Annotated in this window: 29 protein-coding genes and 5 pseudogenes; 23 read left to right on the top strand and 11 right to left on the bottom strand. The window is 49.1% G+C overall.

Annotated features, from left to right (window positions below; translation table 11 throughout):
- Nucleotides 1-41 precede the first annotated feature (41 nt).
- The 8 genes and pseudogenes from V1599_RS12185 to V1599_RS12220 all read right to left on the bottom strand — a co-directional run bounded on the left by V1599_RS12185 (nucleotide 42) and on the right by V1599_RS12220 (nucleotide 6063).
- A complete protein-coding gene (locus tag V1599_RS12185) occupies nucleotides 42-281 on the bottom strand; it encodes a DUF4060 family protein (protein WP_063138764.1) in 240 nt (79 codons plus the stop codon).
- Nucleotides 282-315: 34 nt separating this feature from the next.
- A pseudogene (locus V1599_RS12190) lies at nucleotides 316-1465 on the bottom strand (RecT family recombinase).
- Nucleotides 1440-4508 carry a RecE family exodeoxyribonuclease gene (locus V1599_RS12195; protein ID WP_395300107.1) on the bottom strand — a complete coding sequence of 1023 codons (3069 nt, stop codon included), beginning with the start codon at nucleotides 4506-4508 and terminating at the stop codon, nucleotides 1440-1442. Before V1599_RS12195 ends, V1599_RS12190 begins: the two are co-directional and overlap by 26 nt.
- Before the next feature lie 122 nt (nucleotides 4509-4630).
- Nucleotides 4631-4918 (bottom strand): DNA breaking-rejoining protein, encoded by a 288-nt coding sequence (locus V1599_RS12200; protein ID WP_395300108.1) that lies wholly within the window; start codon nucleotides 4916-4918, stop codon nucleotides 4631-4633.
- 86 nt (nucleotides 4919-5004) lie between these two features.
- Nucleotides 5005-5163 (bottom strand): YdaE family protein, encoded by a 159-nt coding sequence (locus tag V1599_RS12205; protein ID WP_017693532.1) that lies wholly within the window; start codon nucleotides 5161-5163, stop codon nucleotides 5005-5007.
- A 9-nt stretch (nucleotides 5164-5172) separates the two neighbouring features.
- A complete protein-coding gene (locus tag V1599_RS12210; RefSeq protein WP_017693531.1) occupies nucleotides 5173-5358 on the bottom strand; it encodes a YebW family protein in 186 nt (61 codons plus the stop codon).
- A pseudogene (locus tag V1599_RS12215) lies at nucleotides 5358-5538 on the bottom strand (hypothetical protein); the annotation flags it as partial. The pseudogene V1599_RS12215 and the gene V1599_RS12210, both read right to left, overlap by 1 nt.
- Nucleotides 5539-5649: 111 nt before the next feature.
- Nucleotides 5650-6063, bottom strand: coding sequence for a transcriptional regulator (locus V1599_RS12220; protein WP_047736768.1), 414 nt, complete (start codon nucleotides 6061-6063; stop codon nucleotides 5650-5652).
- 111 nt (nucleotides 6064-6174) lie between these two features.
- On the opposite strand from V1599_RS12220, the gene V1599_RS12225 reads away from it, so the two are divergent.
- From V1599_RS12225 to V1599_RS12280, 12 genes and pseudogenes are all read left to right on the top strand, one after another.
- Nucleotides 6175-6405, top strand: coding sequence for a transcriptional regulator (locus tag V1599_RS12225; RefSeq protein WP_395300109.1), 231 nt, complete (start codon nucleotides 6175-6177; stop codon nucleotides 6403-6405).
- Between the two features lie 2 nt (nucleotides 6406-6407).
- Nucleotides 6408-6950 (top strand): toxin YdaT domain-containing protein, encoded by a 543-nt coding sequence (locus V1599_RS12230; protein ID WP_395300110.1) that lies wholly within the window; start codon nucleotides 6408-6410, stop codon nucleotides 6948-6950.
- 198 nt (nucleotides 6951-7148) lie between these two features.
- Nucleotides 7149-8141 carry a replication protein gene (locus tag V1599_RS12235; RefSeq protein WP_395301577.1) on the top strand — a complete coding sequence of 331 codons (993 nt, stop codon included), beginning with the start codon at nucleotides 7149-7151 and terminating at the stop codon, nucleotides 8139-8141.
- Nucleotides 8125-8817 carry a replication protein P gene (locus V1599_RS12240; protein ID WP_017693524.1) on the top strand — a complete coding sequence of 231 codons (693 nt, stop codon included), beginning with the start codon at nucleotides 8125-8127 and terminating at the stop codon, nucleotides 8815-8817. Before V1599_RS12235 ends, V1599_RS12240 begins: the two co-directional genes overlap by 17 nt.
- Before the next feature lie 40 nt (nucleotides 8818-8857).
- Nucleotides 8858-9514: a DUF1627 domain-containing protein gene (locus tag V1599_RS12245; RefSeq protein ID WP_395300111.1), complete on the top strand. Its 657-nt coding sequence runs from the start codon at nucleotides 8858-8860 to the stop codon at nucleotides 9512-9514.
- A gap of 3 nt (nucleotides 9515-9517) precedes the next feature.
- Entirely contained in the window at nucleotides 9518-9778 is a 261-nt protein-coding gene (locus V1599_RS12250) for a DUF977 family protein (protein ID WP_044704647.1), read from the top strand.
- Complete coding sequence (locus V1599_RS12255; protein ID WP_395300112.1) at nucleotides 9775-10107, top strand: hypothetical protein; 333 nt, start codon at nucleotides 9775-9777, stop codon at nucleotides 10105-10107. Before V1599_RS12250 ends, V1599_RS12255 begins: the two co-directional genes overlap by 4 nt.
- A pseudogene (locus V1599_RS12260) lies at nucleotides 10107-10508 on the top strand (hypothetical protein); the annotation flags it as partial. The gene V1599_RS12255 and the pseudogene V1599_RS12260, both read left to right, overlap by 1 nt.
- A 261-nt stretch (nucleotides 10509-10769) precedes the next feature.
- Entirely contained in the window at nucleotides 10770-11102 is a 333-nt protein-coding gene (locus V1599_RS12265) for a hypothetical protein (protein WP_395300113.1), read from the top strand.
- Nucleotides 11103-11285, top strand: a pseudogene (locus tag V1599_RS12270) (DNA polymerase III subunit theta); the annotation flags it as partial.
- A 62-nt stretch (nucleotides 11286-11347) separates the two neighbouring features.
- Complete coding sequence (locus V1599_RS12275) at nucleotides 11348-11620, top strand: hypothetical protein (protein ID WP_395300114.1); 273 nt, start codon at nucleotides 11348-11350, stop codon at nucleotides 11618-11620.
- 1006 nt (nucleotides 11621-12626) lie between these two features.
- Nucleotides 12627-13086: pseudogene (locus V1599_RS12280) on the top strand (DNA cytosine methyltransferase); the annotation flags it as partial.
- Nucleotides 13087-13311: 225 nt separating this feature from the next.
- Here V1599_RS12280 and V1599_RS12285 read toward each other — a convergent pair.
- Genes V1599_RS12285 through V1599_RS12295 form a run of 3 tightly spaced genes read right to left on the bottom strand, consistent with a single transcriptional unit; the run spans nucleotide 13312 to nucleotide 16324 of the window.
- Complete coding sequence (locus V1599_RS12285; RefSeq protein WP_232949376.1) at nucleotides 13312-14181, bottom strand: SIR2 family protein; 870 nt, start codon at nucleotides 14179-14181, stop codon at nucleotides 13312-13314.
- Nucleotides 14182-14185: 4 nt separating this feature from the next.
- Nucleotides 14186-15229 (bottom strand): ParA family protein, encoded by a 1044-nt coding sequence (locus tag V1599_RS12290; RefSeq protein WP_395300115.1) that lies wholly within the window; start codon nucleotides 15227-15229, stop codon nucleotides 14186-14188.
- A gap of 9 nt (nucleotides 15230-15238) precedes the next feature.
- Nucleotides 15239-16324 (bottom strand): DNA methyltransferase, encoded by a 1086-nt coding sequence (locus tag V1599_RS12295; RefSeq protein ID WP_395300116.1) that lies wholly within the window; start codon nucleotides 16322-16324, stop codon nucleotides 15239-15241.
- A gap of 209 nt (nucleotides 16325-16533) precedes the next feature.
- Between V1599_RS12295 and V1599_RS12300 the strand changes: the two genes are divergently transcribed.
- From V1599_RS12300 to V1599_RS12350, 11 genes are all read left to right on the top strand, one after another.
- On the top strand, nucleotides 16534-16767 hold the full coding sequence (locus tag V1599_RS12300; RefSeq protein WP_395300117.1) for a DinI-like family protein: 234 nt from the start codon (nucleotides 16534-16536) through the stop codon (nucleotides 16765-16767).
- 405 nt (nucleotides 16768-17172) lie between these two features.
- On the top strand, nucleotides 17173-17772 hold the full coding sequence (locus tag V1599_RS12305; protein WP_395300118.1) for a DUF1367 family protein: 600 nt from the start codon (nucleotides 17173-17175) through the stop codon (nucleotides 17770-17772).
- Nucleotides 17772-17978 carry a hypothetical protein gene (locus V1599_RS12310; RefSeq protein WP_395300119.1) on the top strand — a complete coding sequence of 69 codons (207 nt, stop codon included), beginning with the start codon at nucleotides 17772-17774 and terminating at the stop codon, nucleotides 17976-17978. The genes V1599_RS12305 and V1599_RS12310 overlap by 1 nt, the downstream gene beginning before the upstream one ends.
- Before the next feature lie 2 nt (nucleotides 17979-17980).
- On the top strand, nucleotides 17981-18343 hold the full coding sequence (gene rusA, locus V1599_RS12315; RefSeq protein WP_209783227.1) for a crossover junction endodeoxyribonuclease RusA: 363 nt from the start codon (nucleotides 17981-17983) through the stop codon (nucleotides 18341-18343).
- Nucleotides 18340-19173, top strand: a complete 834-nt coding sequence (locus V1599_RS12320) for an antitermination protein (RefSeq protein ID WP_395300120.1) — start codon at nucleotides 18340-18342, stop codon at nucleotides 19171-19173. Before rusA ends, V1599_RS12320 begins: the two co-directional genes overlap by 4 nt.
- A gap of 191 nt (nucleotides 19174-19364) precedes the next feature.
- Nucleotides 19365-19556 (top strand): hypothetical protein, encoded by a 192-nt coding sequence (locus V1599_RS12325; protein ID WP_395300121.1) that lies wholly within the window; start codon nucleotides 19365-19367, stop codon nucleotides 19554-19556.
- 790 nt (nucleotides 19557-20346) lie between these two features.
- On the top strand, nucleotides 20347-20733 hold the full coding sequence (locus tag V1599_RS12330; protein ID WP_395300122.1) for a phage holin family protein: 387 nt from the start codon (nucleotides 20347-20349) through the stop codon (nucleotides 20731-20733).
- Nucleotides 20720-21001 (top strand): phage holin family protein, encoded by a 282-nt coding sequence (locus tag V1599_RS12335; RefSeq protein WP_395300123.1) that lies wholly within the window; start codon nucleotides 20720-20722, stop codon nucleotides 20999-21001. The genes V1599_RS12330 and V1599_RS12335 overlap by 14 nt, the downstream gene beginning before the upstream one ends.
- Complete coding sequence (locus V1599_RS12340; protein ID WP_063138781.1) at nucleotides 21001-21630, top strand: glycoside hydrolase family 19 protein; 630 nt, start codon at nucleotides 21001-21003, stop codon at nucleotides 21628-21630. Before V1599_RS12335 ends, V1599_RS12340 begins: the two co-directional genes overlap by 1 nt.
- A gap of 7 nt (nucleotides 21631-21637) precedes the next feature.
- Complete coding sequence (locus tag V1599_RS12345) at nucleotides 21638-21913, top strand: hypothetical protein (protein WP_062937964.1); 276 nt, start codon at nucleotides 21638-21640, stop codon at nucleotides 21911-21913.
- Nucleotides 21903-22040 carry a hypothetical protein gene (locus tag V1599_RS12350; RefSeq protein WP_063135099.1) on the top strand — a complete coding sequence of 46 codons (138 nt, stop codon included), beginning with the start codon at nucleotides 21903-21905 and terminating at the stop codon, nucleotides 22038-22040. Before V1599_RS12345 ends, V1599_RS12350 begins: the two co-directional genes overlap by 11 nt.
- The last annotated feature ends 373 nt before the right edge of the window (nucleotides 22041-22413 follow it).

The following is a 22413-nucleotide window of genomic DNA, read 5'->3' on the forward strand; positions in this document are numbered from 1 at the left end:
GAGTATATAAGTGCCGGTGTTATGACGTTGATAAATCGTTATCAGGCAACCTGCCCGGGAAGATTGCGCAGCCGGCGCGCACTGTTCATGGCTGTCGCGACGTAGCTGGCCCGGCGGTTAACAACTTCCACGGTGACCTTTATTCCATCCACCACTACGGTGTAGGTGGTCTTGGTCTTCTGCCTTCCAAATTCACCGTAAATTTCCACATGCTTCGCCAGTGCTGCCTCACATGCCCGGCGTGCAAGTGGCGATTGTTTGCTTCGGTTAATTAGTTGCATATCGTTACCGGGAGGGCGGAACCTCCCGCCTCCCTTAGTCCACGTATTCCGGTCTCATATCCGCTAGGGTGATGCTGAACTGATCGTGCAGTTCGTCGCCCAGGTGACGCTTTGAAGATGCCAGCACGCGCTCGGCTTCCGCGAATCGGTCAGCGGCATTCGGCTCGTCGGGCTGGGGCAGGGAGTTGATCGCCGCTTCCAACTTGTTGCGTGCATCCACTAGGTAGTAACGCTTCACGGCTTTGTTTTTCAGCTCGGTGAACAGTGCGGATCCCAGCGTAGCTTTCGCGGTTTCGATGTCGGCACGCAGCGCTTTGGCGCTATCCACATCCTGAGCGGCCTCAATGCGGTCGCGGAAATCCTTGGCCAGGATGTCGATATTTACAGATGGCTCCTGAGAATCCTGCGTGTTTACTACATTTTCACCTTTGATATCAGCCAGGCTCATTTTCTGAACCGGTGCCGGGTTAATTTCCCTTTCGGTGGGCTGTTCAATCTCATCAGGCGTGTAAACGCCTAGGATCACGTGTGGGCAGTACAAGCGCGCCCAATATTTCACGCCGAGGTAGGCTATTTGCTGGTCGGGCTTTGAAACCCACAGCGGCGAATTTCGTGTAACCACCTGCGACAGGTAAAGAGGTTTATCCCAGGTGATTTCACTTTCCCCACGAAGAATTGCTCCGACTTGAACATAGAGACCTTCTTCATCTTCATCAGTCCAGTCGCGAACGCGTTCGGCAACAGTGTACTTACCGTTCTTACCCATTTTTTCACGGGTCACTTCTTTGGTTTTGGTGCAACGTTCCCAGTCGCCGCCGTAGCGATAATGAAAACGGCCTTGAATGGCGCTAGAACTGGTGATTACAGCGTTAACAAGCTGCGCTTCGTAACCCAACTGGCCGTTGACGAGGTGAGTTTTTTGCGCCACCGCGTAAGGGTTCATGCCCCACTGCATGGCTTGCATAACAATCGCCATGCAATCCGCAGGCTTACCTGCCAGGTGCACAGGTACTGTAACGACAGACTGGGCCATCAGCCCGGCAAAAGCCTGCAACTGACCCAATGCCTGAACGTTGAAAATTGAGTTGCTGGCAGAGATAGTGTTAGGAGCCTGCTGCTCAGCAGTTACGATATTCATGTTTTCCATCATCATTCCCCTTATGCCTGTGTACGCAGCGCTTCAAGACGGCGCAGGTCGAAGTCGTTCAGTTCGTCGGTATAGTCGGCTGTGATTGGTGCTGGCCATTCACCTGTGTCGAATCCGGTTGCGATAGCGCGCATCGCTTTGCGGTACTCGAGCATGCCCAGCTCCAGCAGTTCAGCGGATGCCTCGATGATGGCGATCCAATGGTAGTTCTCGTCTTTGTTGACGAAAATCCAGAAGAACTGGTCTAGCGCCGCTGTTTCGCAGTACATGGCCGCGCTCAGGTGGTAGTCGCGGTCAATGATTTCCCGGTGCAGTCTGGCGCGCAGGCTTTCCTGCTTTACGTTCCACATGCTGATAGTTTTCAGGTCTGCGCCGATACGCACACCGTCCAGGTCGATCTCAAGGTCAGGGCGCACACGAACTTCCAGGCCCGTCTCCTCGTCAAAGCCGAAGTAACTCACCTCGACGGCGCGGCTCGGGTGGGTCAGCAGCATGCTGGCGGTCGGGTGAGCCAGAAGCGCTTTTTGAATATTCAGTGCGGTGCCCAGCTGCTGGCGGGTGACCAGCACTTTCCCCTCCGGGTTATCGCGCCAGGCATCCAGCAGCTCGTCGGCAAACACGGCATCTGGTTTGACTGTCTTCACGGCCTGAATCAGATCGGCCTTCGTGCCAGAGACTTTCAGCGGTTGTGGCTTCTGTGCTTCCTGCGCCACCATGTCAGGGTTGATGATCGCTAACTGCTCGAGCAGCGCGTCACGGCTGCCGCTAGTTTTAACCGGCGTCGGCAGGGTGGCGTTGTACTCTTTGATGCAGGCTTTCATTGCCGTTGCCGTCTGCTTCTGGTCTGCATCGATACGCTGGAAGTTAGCTGGAAGCGTCATATAGTTCTGCGCTGTTTCTTCCAGGCTAGCGCCCAGCGGCACCTGAGCGGGCAGGGTAGCGTTGTACTCTTCCAGTAACACCTTGATGTCGTCGGCAGACAGCAGCGCCGGCAGGCTGGCGTTGTACTCATCGATAAAGGTGCGCAGTGTCGCCGTGGTGGTTAATGCGCCTTCAGGGATAACCGGTTCAATGCTGAACTCTGCATCCAGCTGTTCAGGCTGCAACGCCAGCGCATGTACTAAGTTGCCCATGTCCAGAACTGCGGAGCGCTCTTTGACGATGGTTTTTTCAACGTGGCGCGCATTGAAGTACATCAGCGACACGCGCGCATCTTTTACCTGGGTAGAGCTGATGCCGTTAGCGGCGTGGTAAACCTCGTTCGGAAGACCTTCATAGCGGCCTGGCTCGAAATAAGCAGGATACTCAACAGCTGGTTCTCCCTGCGGCACTTCTGGTTCGTTTTGTGCCGATTCTGGCTCGTTCTGGTCTACTGAATCAGAAATTTGGGTTGCATCATCCCGATCCCGGCTGGCGAGACTCGGCGCGCTGGTGGCTAGAATCTCAGCGGCAGACGGCTCTACGGTAGCTGGTTCCTCACCAGCGTCAGCACTGCCGTCACCTGGCTGCAATACGACTTTGCCAGGTGACAGCGCATCACAAGTCGGTTCTTCATTACTGTTATTCTCTTGAACCTGCACATTGCTGGTGGTCTCCACTTCCGTTTTTTCTACTTCATTTGAGGCGCTCTGGTTGAGCAGGACTTCAATGGAAAACATGCCGTTGCCCATACTTGTGATTTCCGGCTGCTCTTTCACTTCCTCAGCGCGGCGGCGCGCACCTTCTTCACGAATCCGTTGTAAATTCTCTTCGTGAGTAGTGGTGGCCATACGGTGGGTTGTTTCCCATTTCGGATCTGTTGGGTCGCTAATACCCTCGACAAATTCTCCACGTTCGGCTGCCAGCTGCTTGTCCACGTCTTCACGTGAAATAACTGGGGCGGCAGAAGGCAGCGGCATTAACTCGGTCGTGGAGTTGAAATTTGTGGTCATTGTTCGATTAACAAATTCCAGATGAGCAGCAGGGGTCTTGTGGATGTTCTCAGGAGCGATACGCACGAGATTGAAGATTGCAGTGCGGTTCACTGCCAGCACCCCCGGTTGATTACGCAGGATGTTGCTCCATGATTTCCACGGTTCCTCTTTTTTAGCGACGATCTCCTTCGCGCGGCGCAGCACGCTACCTGGTATTTCGTGTGGGTTGAAATCCATGGGAAGTAGGGCGCAGGCAATTTCAAGATCAAGAGAATCAAGCGTATGGTGCGCCCCTTCGCCGCGGTCCGTTTTATAGCCCCCGTCGGCATTAGTACCGGAGTCAGTACGCTGCACTGCGCTGATGCGGTTACCTTTGGCCCATTCTTTTGTCAAAATTCCACGATCGAGGTGTGATGTTTCTGCCCACACTTGCGTGAACTTCAAAATCAGAGAGAGCTCGTGACGTTTTTCCATATCGAAAACGTCTCTGACGGCTCGGGTGTACTTCCACAAAAATGGCATATCCAGAGTCTGGATTTTTTCTACTCTTGCGGCTGCCAGCAGCAGGTTCTGGACGTACCCGTTATCAGTGTCCATTTCCAGCGTGCTTATTTCCTGATATTCCGCCTGCGTGAGATGGTAGCGAAGTTCATCCGACGTAAGCTGCGACAGCAGCTGCTTACGGAACGACATCTGCACGATTGGGTAGCGCGTGTTTTCGTCGTCGCCTTCGTCAATCTTCAGATCAGAATTGGTCGGAGGAACTGCATCAGCCTCGTTAAAAGCCTGTTCGTCGACGATTTCACCAGTAGACGTGTCAACGCCATTAACGACCGTGGCTTCGGCCATTTCCGCTTTTTGTGTTGCAGGATGCTCGGGCAGAGAAACCCCAGGGATCTGCTCCCAGTTCATTTTGCCTTTATCGAGCTGATAATAATCACAGAAGGTAAAACTAATTTCGCCTTCCGGTGGAAGTTCGTTTACAACAGGGAAATTAGTTGCGACCGCTTTGTAATAGTCTTTAAATTTGCGACCGGACTTAAGCAGTAAATAATCCAGGGTGGCATTAGCGGTTTCAAAGTCCTCGCTGCACCATAAAACTGCATCAGGCTGACCAGATTGTTTTTTTGCTCTTCGAACAAGAAATACAGGGTTCGTGTTAGTCATGACACTTGATCCTCTTATCGTGTAGACTGGAGGTGCCTGAAAGACACCTCGTATTTACCTGGGGATGTCCGGTTCGCTTTGGTCGGTGAGACCGGACAGGCAGGCCCACTTCGGTGGGCTTTTTAATGGACAGTGATGAATGCACGCTCCATGAAGTTGCGCTTATGCTGGCGATAGCTGCCGTGCCCGCTCATTTCACCATCTTTAATTTTCACGGCCAGCAGGCTGATAGCCTCGATTGCGCAATGCGGACAATCGAACGAGTCAAGAACATAACCGCCATCAAGTACAACGGTTGTTTCACCGTTTTCAGTGGTATGAATCAGGCCAGAAACTTTCTTGTCGCAGTTGAATAAAGCGATGCTTTTGTTAACTGCTTTCAGATTTAATTCGACTTTTAAGATTTCCATAAAATATTCCTTTTGGTTTATTCAGGGTGTAAGAATCCACGCCAAATAAATGGCGAATTTTACTTTTCAAATTAAAGGGCTGTTAATTACGCTTCGTGTGCCATCTGGTCTTTTTCAGCACACTGTTTTGAGCAATACTCTTTTTCTTTACGGGCAAGATTATTGCCACAAAAATAAAGCAAGGTGCGTTTAACTTCTTTCCCCGCCTCAACGGGCTTTCGGCAGTATCCGCATTCTTTCTTCATTTCCGCTCCTTACAGGCTTGCCGGGATCTCGCCGTTACGAATAATTTCCTCGACAGGCCAGCACTCACCATTCACGTTTTGCTCAACAGCAGCTGCCTGGCACTGTTGCTGGCTGTCATAGACATCGATAACTACATTTTGCGATTCACCGTTGAGGGAAATAACCGTCAGAACCAGTGCGAATAAAGTGTTCATTACGGATTTCCTTTTTGAGCCAGTATGTAACAAATCTGGCGGATTCTGACTGTAATCCAGTTGAGGCGAACGGCCTGCTGCTGTGCTGGTTTGCGTGCAAAATCAATCATCTCATCCTCTTTGCCTTGTCGCCGGCCAGCGGAACGTTTTTCACCTGACAACGATGCGCTTGTTGTCGATGGCTTAAATTTACAACCAATTATTTCAATGGTCAAGCGAATTGAAACTAACTTTAGTAATTAAGGGCGTAAAAAAACGCCGGCAATGCCAGCGTTGGAAAGTAGGGAGGGGTTAGCGGTTTAGGTTTTTTATCAGATCACCAACATCATCTTTCAGCTCTTCCAGTTCTTTCAAAACGCCCTTTGCATGAATGATAAGGCGTAATTTTTCAGCTTCGGGGAGCTGATTAAAGATAGCAAGAAGGGCCTCTTCGGTAACATCTAGTTTTTTGGGAATACCGAGCTGAGCCATCACCTCAGGATCATCTGTGTCTGGCTGCATGAAGTACCAGTGTTCGGGCTTTCCAGTTACTTCGGCGAGGGACTTGAGCTTCAGACCGCGCGGTATAGAAATTCCTTTCGCCCACTTCTGTGCCGCCTGCGGCGTAACACCAACGCGGCGGGCTAAATCGGAAAGATTCCAACCATGCTCAGTAAGAGCTTGGTTGAACCTGTATGCGAAAACTTTATTGGTTTCGGTATTCATACTTTCCATTTTACAACCCTATGTTTCAGAAGTAACTGAAACAAATTAGAGTAATTTATTTGAAACGTTCAGTTTCAATGTGTATGCTTGTTCACAACCTAAGGAGGAGTCATGAACGAGCAACTTAAGAAAAAAGTGAAATCAATCACTACTCAAACTGCGCTTGGTGAGGCTATGGGCCTTTCATCTCAGGCGGTTAGTCGATGGATGAATTCTGGAAAAGTCCCAACGTCACGAGTTCGTGCGCTTTGTCAGTTCCTTAATTGGCAAATTACACCTCATGAAATTGATCCCGAAGCATACCCCAATCCCACAGACGGGCTGCCAAAAAAGGAGTCCTGACCATGCATGCCATTTCATATCAACAAAATACCGGATTACCTACGGCGGCGATGATAAATCGCAATCAGCCCAGCGCGGCAGATAAGCATGAACAGATCCGCGACGCCGTTCGTGCCTGGGCAGCGTCACTGGATAACCAGGATGTCGTTGCCGGAATCATCGTTGAGGAATGGGAGCGACAGGGCGGCGCCGGGCTCGATTTTCCTGAAGACCTGAGCCGTAAGCGTCAGAAACTCTTCCGCTGGCTCGATGGTGATACGGAGTATGCACGCAAAAACATCAGCCAGCTGTCGCCCGCGATCATCGCCGTTCTACCGCTTGAGTTCCGTGGACGCCTGGTACCGCAGGACTGCTTTATGACGCGCTATGCAGCGATGGAGAAGGAGATCGGCGAAGCGAAACGCGCGGTGATTCTGAGGGCGCCGCAGCACCAGCTGGTGAAAGAGGTGAGGGAGGGCATTGAACACCTGCTGGCGCTTCTGCCTGGGGAGGCTGTTGTTCAGGTTCTTAGTGGTCTTGCGGTCATGAGCCCAAGCGTAATGTGAGGTGTGCAGTGAATCATGTCGAATTTAAGGTGAAAGCCGCGGTGCGCGAACACCAACGGCTTTCGGATGCAAAAACGGGACGTAATTGCGAGGTCATTATGACAAACGCATGTACTAAACACCAGGCAAAAGGGGCATAGCATGTCAAATGTCGCTTATGCCGATTTTGCGGCACGTAGTGCCATCAGGAGCAACCGGATGGAGAACCATAAGACCGGATTCATCCCGTTGTACCGGAGCGTACTGAAGAAGCCCTGGGCGAAAGATGTGTTCCTGCGCACGTTGTGGGAGAACCTTCTTTTGGGTGCTGCACGTCAGCCCTACACGGCGAACTTTAAAGGCCGTCAATGGCCCTTACAAACCGGACAACTGGTAACCACAACGGCCGATTTGGGGCTGAAATTATGCGACCGGGAAGGGAAGCCGAGTAGTCGTCACGCCGTGGACAGGATGCTTGATGTTTTCGAGCGCGAAGGAATGATCTCTCGTTCTGGAGAGAAGCGAAAAGGCACTGTGATAACCATCACAAATTATGAGCAGTATGCTCAAAAAATAGACGATTTACCCGCACAATTCCCCGCGCATAACGGCGAGCATTACACCGCGCATGACGAAGCCAGTAGTGCCGCGGCTTGCGAGGGTCATGCCGCGCATTTACCCGCGCATAAGACCGCGCAATTCCCCGCGCATCATGAACAACAATATAATAACAACAATATAAATAATAAGATCTCTTCGTCTCGGAATTCTGAAGAATCCCGAAACGAGGCGACTCAAAAATTCCTCTCTCGTCACCCTGAAGCTGCTGACGGAATTTACACCCCGGCAGGTAAATCATGGGGAACTGCTGACGATCTCAAAGCCGCTCGTTGGATTCATTCTCTGCGCCTAACGGTCAATGCCAGCCTGAGCGAACCGAAATGGGTCGAATGGGCTAACACAATTCGCCTGATGCGCGTCCAGGACAAACGTACGCACTTCGAGATTTGCGATCTGTTCAAGTGGGCCAACAAGGATGATTTCTGGAAAGACAACATCCTGAGCCCGTCAAGTCTGCGCAGGAAGTGGGACGACCTAACTACCAAGCGCCTGCGCAGCGGTGGACAGCCAACGAAGACCACCGCGAAGGGCAAGGTCGATTTCAACAACACAGACTGGATCAACGGGGTGTTCGATGAAAAGTCTTTCTGAGCAGATGGTCAGCATAGACCGTGAAAATTTTGCCCGCATAGCCCGCGGCATTCCTGAATTGCGGGATGCGCAGGACACGCCCGCCGAGCAGACCGCTGAAATCTTCAACGCGCTGTTTAGCGCCTTGCGTGCAGCATTCCCGGCTAGCGTGCATAGCTTCAGCGACCAGTCTGAGTTTGACGAACTGCGCCGCCAGTGGGCTTTGGCATTTCGTGAAAACGGGATCACCACCATGGAACAGGTGAATGCCGGGCTGCGCATTGCACGTCGCCAGGAACGCCCGTTCCTGCCGTCGCCAGGTCAGTTCATCGCATGGTGTCGGGAAGGTTATGGCGCTCTCGGTATCACGGTTGACGATGTCATGTCCGAATACTGGCGCTGGCGAAAGCTGGTTTTTCGCTATCCGACCAGTGAGCAATACCCGTGGAGCCAGCCCGTGCTCTATCACATTTGCCTTGAACTGCGCAGACGCGGTACTGACGGCCAGCTCAGCGAGAAAGAACTTGTTCGCGTTGCTGGTGATCTACTCCACGACTGGGAGAAGCGTGTTCTCGATGGGAAACCTGTTCCACCAGTACGCCGGGCACTAACCGCACCGGCTCAGGACCGAGGCCCGACTCCGGCGCAGATGCTGATGGCGAAATACAAACAGCGAAAAGACGCTGGACTGATTTGAGAGGAAATCACATGGAAACCGTAATTCAGGTACTGGAAAAATGGGGCGGGCGACATACCGCGAAGTTGCTGACCGTCTTGAAATCGACCCGGTTGATGCGCTCACCATGTTACGTGAGCAGCGTGATCAGGGGTTATGCGATTTTGGAGACGGCGGCTGGTTCCTCGGTACCGTGAAAGGTCAGTCTCAGCAGTCAACGCCAAAGGCACCTGTTCATCCGGCGCCGCGTCTGAAAGGTGAGGAGCCGGAACCCGTTGATCCTGCCGTCGTCCGAGAGCAACTGCGTGAGCAGGGGGCAATGACGACCGTTTCGCTGGCTGCGGCCGTCAATCGCAATGCCCGCGGAATGGTCTCTGTTCTTCGCGCGCTGGAGCGCCAGGGCGTTGTGGTGAAGAACGGGAAGGGCAAAGGCGTTACCTGGTCCCTTGCTGTTGTGACAGAACCCGTTAAGCAAGAACCGGTACCGGAGGCACCTGCCGCGCCGGAAGAAGCAAAACCGGTCGAACAGATCGTGAGTGAAATCCCCTCGTTCACTGAAGGGCGCGCCGCAGTCGAAGCGGTACCAGCGGTGCGGGATATTTCTCGCGAAATCCGCCGCACCAGAAACAAGCTGGAGCAACTGACCAAACTGCGTGACGCGGTTCGTGTTATTGGTCGCCACAGAAATCTCGTTCAGCAGCTGACAGGGAGGGAATAACCGATGGCCAGAAAGAAAACCGACAAAGAACGCACCCTGATCATCAACCGTATTATCGAACTGGTGAAAGAGCAGGGACGCATCACAACGAATGATGTCGTTGCGATGTTCGGCCTGCACCGGACCACGGCGGAGAAATATCTCCGCGTAGCGGTGGCTCAGGGTGGCCTGGTTCGCCATGGACGCTGCGGTGTCTTCCGTGACCTGCGGGCAACAATCGACTTTGACCTGAAACGTTTTTCGCACAACAAGGCGGCTGCATGAGCACAATTACTAAAGAATTCACCAAAGAGCAGTTGATTGCGCGCACAGAAATGCGACTCGCTATGGTTGCCGGATTCCCTGAGAGCAAGCTGGCGCAGATGGATAAATGCCTGGCTAAAATCGCTCAGGCAGTGTTGAAGGCCGAGCCGTTCCTGTATGCCATAGCTGATTCTGAAGGTGAGGCGCATTTAGATGAGTTCTGCGTTGCTTATCGCGAGGACGCCTTAGTCTCAGAAATTAGCGCCCTCAACGAAATGGCAGAATCATCGGGAGAGGAATACAAAGCGGTACCTGTGTACCGGCTACCAATGCTGGAGGGATTGAAGTGATGAATGCGCCCCTAAAAGAATGGCTAAATCAGACTATCGTGGAGCTTGAAGAAGAGCGCGATGCTACGCCAGGCACAGTAAACGAAGATGTGGCCAATGCGCTCGCTGCGATGTGGTTAGCGCTGGCATCGCTCGAAGCTGATGTCGTTGCGTGGACTGACGAGCAAGAATTGCGTGATGTTGAGAAATACGGCTGCGGCTACCTGTTTACAGCAAACCCTGTCACGCCGAACGCAGACCCGCATCGTGTTATCAAGCTATACACCGCCTCGCCAGCGCCGATGTTGCCGGAGGAAATGCCAAAAGGCCTAGCAGGACAGATTGTCAGCCTGCTGGCGCATAACATTGGCGATAAATTTTTGGCACAGAAAATCTGGAACGCCTGCCGCGCCACCATGCTACATGGTGCCGAACCTGTAACGACGGCTAACAAGTTGGGCAGCTCTCCGGAAATTCCGGATGGTTACGTGCTGGTGCCGAAGGAACCGACGGAGGAAATGTTACGGGCCTCTTATCATGAGGCATCGGTTTATAGCGCTAAGGCGTATCGCGCCATGCTGGCCGCAGCACCGCAGCAGGAGGTGTAGTTTTGGAGCGATTAGGCATATTCCTTAGACTTTATATGGCATAAAATACGCCTTAAACAGTGAGGCGATTGGCTTATGAAATTATTTAGAATTGAAGATGAGGATGACCTCTGGTGTGAATACGGCTCAGCTTACGAAGCAATCCTTACTCTTTTGAGAAGTTCGTTTAGCGAACAGGCGAAATCAAAATGGGCTTTTGACAAGGCTTATGTCAATTGGAGGGGAGATAGTTACACGGTCAACGCAACGTTTACTCGCTTTGATGAATGCCTGAAAGATGTGGTCATGGTCGGTTGTAATGCGGAAGGAAATCGAAAAAGCGAGTTAATCAAGACTTCATGTGGCGAGCCGATTCCAGTTGAGTATGATTGTTGGAAAAAGGAATACACGCCAAAGGTGGCTAGATAAATGTCTGACTGGAATATTTCAGCAAAGCCGCAGGAATAGCGCGACAAAGTTAACGTCGATCTTGCCGCCTCAGGCGTTGCCTGCAAAGAGTGTTTGAATATACCCCTCAACGCGGAGCAGGTGGGCCGAGAACAACCTGAGCAGTACTGGGAGTATTTTATTGAGCGTCTACGGTATTATCAATAACGTTCTATCACTCAGCCGAAAGGCAACGATCCGGTTTATCAGAAGCAGGAGGATGGTAGGTGAAAGTTGAATATCTATTCATTGGTTGTGGTCTCGATGGGGAGATCAAGATGGACGATTATCCCAAACAAAAGTTGCTTGTAGGAGAAGTTACCGTTCAGGCTGCTGGCAATGGAAGCCAAGGCATTCCCCTCAAAACCTTTGAGATTGACCATTTTACGCATAACGGGCATGTGTATGCGGTAGCAATTGGTCGTAGCACAACTGGGCAGGAGATAATCCAGTTCATTGAAAGCTCAGGTGTGAAGCCAATCCCAGATGAGCTGCTGTAACGAAGTTAATAAGGCCCGCTACTCCGGGCCTTTTCAAAACCAGGCTTAAGGGCGCTGGTTTACGTACTCGATGATCGCGTTAATGATCACGAACATCGGGGGTACGATTTTTAACAGCAATGCAACCATAATAGCCTCCTGGGCTTAGGGTTAGCGGTCTTTGAGGTATCCCAGCAGGGCCGTAATGATGGCCGCCACCGGGTGCGCGAGTTTTAAAAACAACAGGAGCAATGCCATGCAGTTTCCTCTTAGTTCATCGCGCCTCGCCGCAAACACCACTGGGCTTGCCTTTGCAGTTGCTGTATCAGTAGTCGCCAGATACATTCAGCACGATTTTTGGTTGGGGTGGGGTTCAAGAATCACCAAAAACCCGGGCAAAAAAATTTACTTGTATTTCAAACTTCAAGGTTCTCTATAGTGTCCAAAAGTGTTCTGGTTCCGTCCCCTCGCTTGAAGAATTCAGTTCATTTGTTTAAGCTAACTTCAGTCGCCAGATACATTTGGCACGGTAAGTGAAGTTCGCACCTCCAGTTACCGATTGAAGAACCCGGTCTAATCAGCCGGGTTTTTTCATTTCTGGCTGGCCGTAAAAATTTAAATGTTAAATACTACATATAGGGCTTGCAAAAAATCTTTTCGCTATATGATGAGTATTCTAGTATCGAATCTTTTCAGCACAAGGGTTGATTTTGGCGTTAAATTGAGGTTGTGAAAGGGTAAAAAAGGCTAAGTCCTCGTACCGTAAGGCCTAGAAGATATGTCAATAATTAAGAAAAAAAATTCAAAATTTGATCGAGTGTCGATTTCTTCAGTGATAGGTCAGAATCTCGTACCATGATGTCGCGCAATCTGCATAAGAGTCGTCAAGTATTGGTGTTTGTTTCATAGGCTGCGTATAACGTATGATTAACACTTTTTTTTTGCAAAGACCTTTGAGTCGCGTAATACAAAGTTTTTACTCTCTATGAAAGTCTCTTGATAATTAGCCAACAGAATCTCCTTTGGCAATCACCACGTAGCGATCACATTTCATCTAAAGAAGTTTCATCTAACCTGCTCGAAAGGGCTGCACAACCCCAGCCAATGGTGACAGTTGCCGCCGGCGGGGGCACGCAGAAGAAGTGAAAACCCTGCTTGCCGTTGATGGGTACGACGAGCAGCGTGCGCAGCAGGTGCTGGAGTTCCTGCGCGAATACTGTGGCCCGGACAGCACTGGCCGGGTGACGCTGGATGGGGTGGTTTACCGTATCGTTGAAATTGGCATGCGCATGCTGCAACCGCATGAGCTATACCGGGCGCAGGGCTTTCCGGAGTGGTACATCATCGACCAGGATTTCCGGGGCGTGAAGTACGCGAAGGATAAGCAGGTGGCACGTTGTGGAAATGCAGTTCCTCCGCCATTCGCTGAGGCGTTGGTGCGCGCTAATCTTTCGGAATTCTGTCGAAACAAGTACATCGCAGCTTAATTACACCCTGCCAAGAGCAGGTATACGATCAACCATTCAATGATAGGCGTTTATTGCGATTTGACTGCTGAGATAACGTTTTTATTAATGTGCTTTATCCATATAGCCAACTTTTCATAGTGATTTATGTGGGGTAATTTTTTAATTATAAAAAATCAACAATGCTGTAACATCGAATGTCCGACGTTACGACATTGTTAGATATAAACTAAAGCACCAATTATTTTATGTATGTATCGCTCTTCTTTCTTCAACTAAATCACATAAGTTATTTAAGCTTTCTAAAAGTTGTTCGTGATCATTTTCTGGATTGTACTCTAAGATATCTATATTATTGGTGTTTTTGAATGCAGCCAATATTGATGGGTGAGAGCCACTTGACATTGTGGCGTAGTGCGGGTTAGCGCTTGGGTAAGTAATAATGTTGTTCTCTAAAATTAATTGTATTTCAGGGTCATTAACGCTATACCCAATAAATAAAATTGTATGTGTTAGAAAGATACTCTCTAATGCTTCAAAGAAACCGAAGTATTTGCTCCGAGCATTAAAGAAATCAGACTTTGTTAAAATTGTTTTTTCGGGCTCGCTTATACACCCATGCGCTTTGATTATTAATCTTGTTGGAGAGCGCATTCTTGCGACTAGGCCATCGTCATAGTATCGTATAACTGAGTATCCATCTCTACCTTGACCTTGACGACATAAACTTTCATATAAAGTATCAAAATTGGTAGTAATTACAACTTTTTGGTCTAAAATTTCAACAGCTTTATGTACCCCAGTAGGTTCATATCCCGAAAATGTTTGAATAATGCAGCGATTGTATTCTGCCCTAGGCAGGCAAGTTGTTCTTATAATTTCAGCACAATCGAGATAATTTTGTTTTTCAAGAAGTGATTCAGCATTTTCTTTCGAACCAATTGCATCCTCAGGAGACCGTTCTAATAATAATTTAAGCAAGCCTGCCCAAGTTGGAGGTGATATGTCATTTTCACCAATCCGCTTTTTAGCTGAAGCAGATGCCCCAGATCCAATGAAAATAACACATCTACGCGAGGCTAATTCATCGATTAAAGAGTCTGGCCAATTTATCATTATTTTACTCCTGAACGGACATGCCAAGATTTTTAAGTAAATTTTCAGCAATTGGGCGTATTTTTTTTGAGAATTCTCGAACTGCTGAAAACTGTGAACCTACAAGGCCATCCGTGCTCGTTAGCGCATGAATAGGAACAGATTGTTTTTGGGCGAGAGGAACCAAACTATATAAGTGTTGAATATCACCCAGCTTAGAACTTTGAGGAGATGCAATTAGGCTGTCAGAGTAAAAATCAATTAGTGATGTTCTGATTTCATTATCAACATCTCCAATAATAGCCTCATAGGCTTTAGTTGCTCGACGTTCTTGCCCATAAGACTTAGTTATATATAATTGAACTGTATAGCCAATAAAGCCCTTTTTAATGCGAGGCTCTGGAAGAACAGAGAATCGTTCTTGAAGAACACTTCTCTCCTCTGGACTTAATGCCGACCAAGAATGATTGTAGTCATCAATCCAGTTGTTCAACCATGAAGAGATATTTTTTACACCAATAATGCTAAATACATCAGAACCTAGGGGAGTGAGGAAATGTTGACATCCCATGAGTACGGATCTATTTATCGAACCCAAGCTTGGACCTAAGTCAAACATAACTAAATCATATTTATCTTCTAAATAATTACATAACAAGGTATTCCAGTTTGTTTGTCTAAAACCTTGTCTGTCTCTCCCTCTGAGTTGCCCCCAGGCAACACCTAATCTGTCTTCAATTATTGCAAAATAAGGATGTCCGGGTAATAAGTCTACTCCAAAACGATTATCGCTTGATTTGAGGAAGGTTAAGTCAGTATTTATAGTTGAATCACCATCTTCTATTGGTTGTAGAACATCTTTAATGGTGCTTATAGTAGGGTTTGGGTCTAGATACAGCCCTGCTGAATTTTCAACACCCATTATCAGTTGTGTGGAATTGCATTGTGGATCGCAATCGACCACCAATACTTTTTTATCAAAATTCATTGCTATAAAAGAGGCGAGGTTACAAGTTAAAGTTGTTTTACCTACGCCTCCTTTATTGTTGAACATCGCTACTGATTTCACTTTTTTTCCTTATTTGTATTCAAAGATTAATAGAGACTCAGCAACACTTCCTTTGCAGTTTTTTCTTGCTCGGCGAGATTCAGGGATCTCGCTTGATATAGTGTCGGTTAACTCATAATCGGGCCATTCATTATTTATCAAGTCAATAACAATTTCATCAAGTCTTTTTTTTGTAGTGTTTGTGGTCGTGCCTACGAAAATAGCAAGTTTGCCACCATGACGTAAGTTTTTACGCCATGAGTTTAAGCATAAACTAAACTCTTCCACAAACCTCGTAGCACTAGGTGAAATTTCTTTATTTAATGCTGACCAGTTTTCCACACCCATAAGATAAAGTCTCAATCTATTATCGCGAGCATAGTCAAGTTGCCCCATATATGGTGGGCTAGTAATGATAGCATCAACCTTGCGCTCAATTTCAATTGATGAAGCGCTTTGCTGATAAATATTTCGGCTCAAAGAAAAATCAAGCGATGGTAATGAGTTATATACCCGGAGTATTTTCTTTTCGAGCCGAGGGAGCACTGGCCTGTACTCATAAAGCTCGGGAAACTCTGATGGCGGAAACTTCTTTGTTCGAAGATAAGGCACAGTATGACTTGAAGGATATGAGAGAAACCCTGGACGTTGGTGATGAGCAAGGGAAAGTAAACAAGCGAGTCCAAAATCATCGTTATTTGATTTCAAAACTTTTACCCATGCTAATAAATCAACTAAAGTTTCTGGGTTGTAAAATTCCCTTACCCATTCAGGAATGTCAGCAAGCGTTATTGTGGGTTTTATTTTCGCTACTAAAGTAGCGTAATAATCTAATTTCTCATGAACATTATCTAAATCATGAGGCATATAGGGGTTCAGTTTTGCCCGTGAAATCAAGCATGCATAGGGATTGAGATCAGTCCCTACAGCATCTCTTCCTTTTAACCATGCCTCAAGAAGGACAGTACCCGAACCACAGAATGGGTCATACACTAAATCGCCAGGCTTAGAGACGGTCTCGATAGCCCAACCTGCAATTTCTGGCCGCATTTTCCCAATATACGGGGCCACTGTGTGTAGTCGCTCAGTCTTCAATGGGATTTCAGCTGTTGTCATTAGATTCTCAAGGCATGTAAGGGTTCAGGTGTGTTAAGGGGCAATGATACAATTGTTTTAGCCGTCTATAAAGTTGTGTTGACCTCATTTTAACGTTAGAAACGAGGCCTACAGCGTAATGGTAATGGCATTTTGAGCTCATAAAGCGTTGACCATTTTTTCATGTAGGTATACTGTATATAAATACAGTACCTTCAAGGAGGGCCACCATGAAAGTTGAGTTAACCATTGATCGCACAAAGAAACTTCCTGATGGAGCAATTCCCGCTCTGGAAAAAGAACTCCTAAAAAGACTCCAGAATCAGTTCGAAGATTGCACCCTTGTTGTCCGACGTGCTGGTTCGGATGGGTTAAGCGTTTATGGTGGGGCAAAGGAAGCGAAGAAGACGGTTGAAGGGTTCCTTCAGGAAACCTGGGAAAGTGCAGACGACTGGTTCTATTAAGGGTGTACACAGGGGTAGCGCGCATTTTCAGAATACCGCAAATTGCGAATCCCTTTGATGCTGCTGCCGACAATTTCTAATCGCGTCTGTATGTCGCTCAGGGGGGATTTCGTGGAGGGTGTAGTTCAGTCAGATCTGCGAGTGACCATAACCGATGGGAAAGGAAGGGAGCTGCTGTCCTTCAAGTTGGGGGCGGAAGAGCGCTATATAATTTCCACCAAAGATAGCTCCATAACTCACAGAAAACTAAGCAGGGACGATCGTTACTGGTCCAAAGAAACCATTATGGAAGTTGTAAGGGAAATGGCTTCTAAAAATTGACTTGTCACTACGTACGCAATCATAATTCTTGAGCTGGCCTGAACAACCAGCAACCTGACCGCGATGCGCCACGGAGTGAACACCATGGCGCAGTTACAACTCATTAAGCAGTCCTCAGGGATCCTGATCCCGGCTACGCCGGAGACCAGCGATTTGCTGCAATCAAAAATCAAGCTCGGCGCCGTGCTGGTGGCCGACTTCAAACAGGTACGCAATCCTGCGTTTCATCGCCGCTTCTTCGCTTTGCTTAATCTGGGCTTCGAATACTGGGAGCCTACCGGCGGGGCAATCTCCTCCAACGAGCGCAAGCTGGTTACCGGCTACGCTAAATTCCTAGCCTCCTATGGCGGAAACGAAGGCGCACTGCTCGATGCCGCTGAGCACTATCTTGAGCAGGTCGCATACCGCCGGGTCACGAATGGCATTAGCCTGTGCAAATCCTTCGATGCTTACCGCTCATGGGTAATCGTCGAGGCAGGGCACTTTGATGCTATTCAGCTACCTGACGGCACACTCAAAAAGCATCCACGTAGCATCTCATTCGCCAACATGGACGAACTCGAGTTCCAGCAACTTTATAAAGCTGCGCTCGATGTTCTTTGGCGCTGGGTCCTGTCTCGTTCATTCCGCAGTCGCGATGAGGCCGAAAATGTCGCCGCGCAGCTGCTTGGCTTTGCGGGGTGATGGGCATGCAACATTCATGGTTCCATCATACCGAATGCAGCACCGAACAGGCCGACGAACTGGTTAAGCGTTACAAAGCGCGCGGCATGCGAGTTGAGCGCAGCCTAAACAAGGATTACGTGACCTGGACTGTCAGTGCTTTCCTTCCGACCTCAAATACACCAGCGCGCCCGCATAGCCGCTGGCGCAACCGGATGTGGGGGTGAACGTGAAAACATATCAAATCACTTTGCCCTGGCCACCGAGTAACAACCGGTATTACCGGCACAACCGCGGGCGTACACACATTAGCGCTGATGGCGTCGCGTACCGCTATGCCGTGGCCAGTGTCATTCGAAGCGCCAGGCTAAACATCCGAACGGCTGCACCACTCAAAATCCGAATTGAATGTCACATGCCCGACCGCCGGCGCCGCGATCTGGATAACCTCCAAAAAGCTGCATTCGACGCTTTAACTAAGGCGGGATTATGGCTGGATGATTGCCAGGTAGTCGACTATCGCGTTGTGAAGATGCCTGTCGTTAAGGGCGGGAAATTAGAACTCACCATTACCGAGCTGGAGACCGCATGAATCTTGAAAATACCCTCAAATATCACTTCGCCAAATCGACAATGATTAGCGACTCTCCGCGTGCTACTGCGTCAGACTCATTAACCGGAACAGATATTATGGCCGCTATGGGCATGACGCAGGAACGGGCCGCCATGGGTTATAGCGCTTTTCTCGGGAAGATGGGGATCAGCAATACTGACCGGAAGAGGGCGATTAAGCTGTTGGCTCAGTACGCGCTGACTAAGTGCGATCGGGTTGCGGCATTACGGAAGCTTGATGCAGAGATTAAACCAATGGTGATGCACCAACTGGCCACCATCGCGTTCGATGATTATTCCCGCAGCGCCGCCAGCGTGAAGCAGTGCGATGTCTGCAATGGGGAAGGGTTTGTTGACGCTGAGGTTTTCAGCACGAAGTCTCACACTCCGGCAAAAGAGAAGAAGTTCGTGAAGATGTCTTTGCTCATGGGCGTCGAAGATGTTCGACCTTCTGAGTTCGAGATTCGCAGACAGGTCAGGGAGATAGCGCGCGTTCTGTGCCCTCAGTGTAAGGGCAAGAAGGTAGTAAGTTGTGCCTGTAGAGATTGCCATGGTCGCGGAAAAGCCATTAATCAGGTTCTTACTGAACAGCGGGGCGTTCCGATTTTAGCTGATTGCAAGCGCTGCGGCGGACGTGGATATGAGCGTATCCCCTCAACTGAGGCTTACGCAGCGGTGCGCCAGATAACGGATACAATCAGCCTAGATACCTGGAAGAAGTCTGTTAAGCCCTTTTACGATCAGCTAATCACCAAATTTGACATCGAAGAGGCATGGGCCGAGGAGCAGTTGAAGCAGATAACAAAATAGGGCGTTATTTTGTCGTGAGCTATTTACTTTTCCCGAATCTGTGGTAATTTTGCTCTAACGATGGTTTATTGCCTTCGTTTAAAGCCCTCCGGTTAACCCCGTAGGGCTTTTTGCTTTATAGCAATTTAAGAATTACTAAAACCATACAATCCCGTAGTAACTTCTAATTTCCCAGCCATGCTGGTGGGAAAATGGAAGAGTGTTTCTACTGGCTACAGCACAACGGCAGAATTCAGGTAGCCTACTACACCGATGGTGTAACCGATGACCTTGAAACGGGCCAGTTGATAACTGGTGTATGGCATCTGACGCAGAGAGACGACATTTGCCACAACGGAGAGGCAGAGGTGATTGAAGGCCTTCTGCCTGTACCATTTAAATGAATATATTCATCTGATTACGTGGCAGATTCTTCATACTGCACATATGCTTTTTAAGCATCCTGAGTAATGGATGTTTCTGAAAGCATTTTTGTGGTGGATCCCCCTAAGCGGAGGGGCAATTCAGCAGGACATTTCTCCAGAGTGTTCAACCAGCGCGCGGAAATGAATGCTGTGATCATTTCCACCGGGAGGCACCCGGCACCACTCCCTCAGTTATTGCCAACTTAGCTATTTATGCCTGCTTTTCCGAGCAGGCTTTTTTTTTCATTTATTAATCATCCATTGACCAGATGAATGTTTCTTGTTTTAGTTATGAATGTGGTGAATCCCATCTAAGCGATGGGGCGTCTGGTTAACTGCTATGTGCAGGTATGCACGCGACTTTGACGACCAGAGATAAGTCACCGGGAGGCACCCGGCGCCACATCCTCAAAAAAACGTTTTGTCGACCACCAGGTTCTGAATCGTCATATACACTTCTAAATGAAACAATTTAAGAGGTGAATTATGAAAGAGGGATATTATTGGATTAGACACAATGACTGCGTCCAGATCGCCTACTTTTCGCACGGTAAAACTGAAGATATGGTTACAGGAAAAATAATCAGAGGCGTCTGGCATCTAACTCGTGGCTACGATCTTTGCCATAACGGTGAAGCGGTCGTTCTGGAAGGCCCCATATCCCCACCTTTATGAACATAATTCGAAGAACACAGGCTGCCTCAGGGCGGCCTTTTTTATTTTCCCTCAAATTTACTGAGAGGATTCACAGCAATATGAGGGGGGGCCGATGTCCGATCCATTTTCAGGCACGGGGCTGGCCGGTTTAGCTTTGACCGGAGCCAGTGTCTACGGTCTATTGACCGGAACTGACTACGGTGTAGTTTTTGGTGCATTTGCGGGCGCCATATTTTACATAGCGACAGCGGCTGACCTGAGTGTGTTACGTCGCCTGGCATACTTCTTCGTGTCGTATATCGTCGGCATTCTTTGTTCGGGGCTGTTGGGTTCAAAACTCACATCCTGGACGGGGTACACCGAGAAGCCTCTGGATGCTATCGGTGCCGTAATAGCTTCTGCGTTAGCCGTTCAAATCCTTACGTTCCTGAACAAGCAGGACATCGGCTCGCTGGTGGCGCTAATAACGCGCCGGGGAGGTTCAGGTGGTACTAAATGATCCAACAGCAACTATCAACGCGCAGCTCTGCGCCGGAGTTGTAATTACTCTGATGTTTTATCGCCGTGGAGATTCGCGGCATCGGCCATGGATTTCGCGTTTAGCCTGGCTGATTACCGTCACCTACAGCGCTGTACCGCTGGCGTACCTGTGTGGGATTTACCCGCATTCATCATGGGCCACCATTGCGGCAAACATCATATCCCTTTCCGTACTGGTGGCCGTCAAAGGCAACGTTGCACGTCTGGTTGATCATCTGAGGCACTAATGAACCAAACACAATTTCAGAAGGCGGCTGGCATCAGCGCCGGGTTAGCTGCGCGCTGGTTTCCGCATATCGACGCCGCTATGAAGGAATACGGCATAACCACACCGCTTGATCAGGCGATGTTTATTGCCCAGATGGGGCATGAAAGCTCCAGATTTACCCGTGTGGTGGAAAATCTTAATTATGCGGCAGAAAACTTGGTGCCGACGTTCGGCAGCCACCGCATCACATCTCATCAAGCCGCTGCACTTGGCAGAACGACAACGCAACCGGCAAACCAGGAAGCGATCGCTAATCTGGTATACGGTGGTGAGTGGGGAAAAGAACACTTGGGCAATCAGGTTGCCGGTGATGGATGGAAATATCGCGGTCGCGGGCTGAAACAGGTTACTGGTCTGAGTAACTATCGCAGTTGTGGCCAGGGGTTGAAACTGGACCTTGTAACCCACCCGGAACTGCTTGAAGAGGATGAATACGCCGCGCGCTCAGCCGCATGGTTCTATGCCTCCCGCGGTTGCCTTCTTCATTCCGGCGACGTTGAGCGCGTGACACTATTAATCAATGGCGGCCGCAAAGGGCTGGAAAAACGCCGTGCGTTGTTTAACCTGGCGAAATCAGTTCTGGTATGAGGTGAGTGTGGGTATCGAGACAATAATCGGGCTGGCCGCACTGGTCATTTCCGCTATCGCCGGCGCTTTTGGCCTAGGCCATATTCGCGGCACCAGCAAAGCAGAAGCCAAAGCCGACCAGCAGCGAACCGAAGATAACGCAGCGGCAATGGTCGCAGCAGCCGAACGCAGGGTAGAAACAACGAAAGAGGCCAGCAATGTACAGCAGACTGTTAATCATATGCCTGGCGACGATGTTGATCGCGAGCTGCGTAACGAATGGAAGCGTCCCGGTGGTGGTTGATACCGGTTGTGATTGGGTGAAGCCAATCTTCCTGACGGATCAAGACATCGACGTTCTGGACCGCCAGACGAAGAAAGACATCCTGGCGCATAACAAAGCATGGAAAGCAAATTGCGGGAAAAATTGAGTCTCATCCCTGAGGTTCGGACACAGTCTCTCCTCTGGACTTTAACCATAGCAAATATTGAGGACTCCATAATACGAATGGACAATTCTTTGAGGGGAGATAATTAAATGGCAGGGAAAAGCTTGAACAAATCAGGGTGGCTCATCCTTGAGCACACGGGTAGTCCTGAACGACGACTTTACCTGACATAGCAAAGTCTGTGTAAGAGTCTAGAAAACAATGAGTATTTATCAAGGCGGGAAAGGAAAAAAAGTCCCTTCCGAAATGAAATCCTGCAATTCGGAAGGGAGACCAAAGGGGTCATCATTACAAGGAGAATGTAAATGTAATCCATTTCTCAAAAGTAAAAAGGTGTATTAAATAAAGCAAAGGA

The organism is Enterobacter sp. ECC-175 (assembly GCF_043968675.1).
GTDB lineage: Bacteria > Pseudomonadota > Gammaproteobacteria > Enterobacterales > Enterobacteriaceae > Enterobacter.

What these genes read in the sequence shown, in the direction of transcription:
- V1599_RS12185 (WP_063138764.1), bottom strand. Translation starts at nt 281, where the DNA reads ATGCAACTAATTAACCGAAGCAAACAATCGCCACTTGCACGCCGGGCA.
- V1599_RS12195 (WP_395300107.1), bottom strand. Translation starts at nt 4,508, where the DNA reads ATGACTAACACGAACCCTGTATTTCTTGTTCGAAGAGCAAAAAAACAA.
- V1599_RS12200 (WP_395300108.1), bottom strand. Translation starts at nt 4,918, where the DNA reads ATGGAAATCTTAAAAGTCGAATTAAATCTGAAAGCAGTTAACAAAAGC.
- V1599_RS12205 (WP_017693532.1), bottom strand. Translation starts at nt 5,163, where the DNA reads ATGAAGAAAGAATGCGGATACTGCCGAAAGCCCGTTGAGGCGGGGAAA.
- V1599_RS12210 (WP_017693531.1), bottom strand. Translation starts at nt 5,358, where the DNA reads ATGAACACTTTATTCGCACTGGTTCTGACGGTTATTTCCCTCAACGGT.
- V1599_RS12220 (WP_047736768.1), bottom strand. Translation starts at nt 6,063, where the DNA reads ATGAATACCGAAACCAATAAAGTTTTCGCATACAGGTTCAACCAAGCT.
- V1599_RS12225 (WP_395300109.1), top strand. Translation starts at nt 6,175, where the DNA reads ATGAACGAGCAACTTAAGAAAAAAGTGAAATCAATCACTACTCAAACT.
- V1599_RS12230 (WP_395300110.1), top strand. Translation starts at nt 6,408, where the DNA reads ATGCATGCCATTTCATATCAACAAAATACCGGATTACCTACGGCGGCG.
- V1599_RS12235 (WP_395301577.1), top strand. Translation starts at nt 7,149, where the DNA reads ATGGAGAACCATAAGACCGGATTCATCCCGTTGTACCGGAGCGTACTG.
- V1599_RS12240 (WP_017693524.1), top strand. Translation starts at nt 8,125, where the DNA reads ATGAAAAGTCTTTCTGAGCAGATGGTCAGCATAGACCGTGAAAATTTT.
- V1599_RS12245 (WP_395300111.1), top strand. Translation starts at nt 8,858, where the DNA reads ATGGGGCGGGCGACATACCGCGAAGTTGCTGACCGTCTTGAAATCGAC.
- V1599_RS12250 (WP_044704647.1), top strand. Translation starts at nt 9,518, where the DNA reads ATGGCCAGAAAGAAAACCGACAAAGAACGCACCCTGATCATCAACCGT.
- V1599_RS12255 (WP_395300112.1), top strand. Translation starts at nt 9,775, where the DNA reads ATGAGCACAATTACTAAAGAATTCACCAAAGAGCAGTTGATTGCGCGC.
- V1599_RS12265 (WP_395300113.1), top strand. Translation starts at nt 10,770, where the DNA reads ATGAAATTATTTAGAATTGAAGATGAGGATGACCTCTGGTGTGAATAC.
- V1599_RS12285 (WP_232949376.1), bottom strand. Translation starts at nt 14,181, where the DNA reads ATGATAAATTGGCCAGACTCTTTAATCGATGAATTAGCCTCGCGTAGA.
- V1599_RS12295 (WP_395300116.1), bottom strand. Translation starts at nt 16,324, where the DNA reads ATGACAACAGCTGAAATCCCATTGAAGACTGAGCGACTACACACAGTG.
- V1599_RS12300 (WP_395300117.1), top strand. Translation starts at nt 16,534, where the DNA reads ATGAAAGTTGAGTTAACCATTGATCGCACAAAGAAACTTCCTGATGGA.
- V1599_RS12305 (WP_395300118.1), top strand. Translation starts at nt 17,173, where the DNA reads ATGGCGCAGTTACAACTCATTAAGCAGTCCTCAGGGATCCTGATCCCG.
- V1599_RS12310 (WP_395300119.1), top strand. Translation starts at nt 17,772, where the DNA reads ATGGGCATGCAACATTCATGGTTCCATCATACCGAATGCAGCACCGAA.
- V1599_RS12320 (WP_395300120.1), top strand. Translation starts at nt 18,340, where the DNA reads ATGAATCTTGAAAATACCCTCAAATATCACTTCGCCAAATCGACAATG.
- V1599_RS12325 (WP_395300121.1), top strand. Translation starts at nt 19,365, where the DNA reads ATGGAAGAGTGTTTCTACTGGCTACAGCACAACGGCAGAATTCAGGTA.
- V1599_RS12330 (WP_395300122.1), top strand. Translation starts at nt 20,347, where the DNA reads ATGTCCGATCCATTTTCAGGCACGGGGCTGGCCGGTTTAGCTTTGACC.
- V1599_RS12340 (WP_063138781.1), top strand. Translation starts at nt 21,001, where the DNA reads ATGAACCAAACACAATTTCAGAAGGCGGCTGGCATCAGCGCCGGGTTA.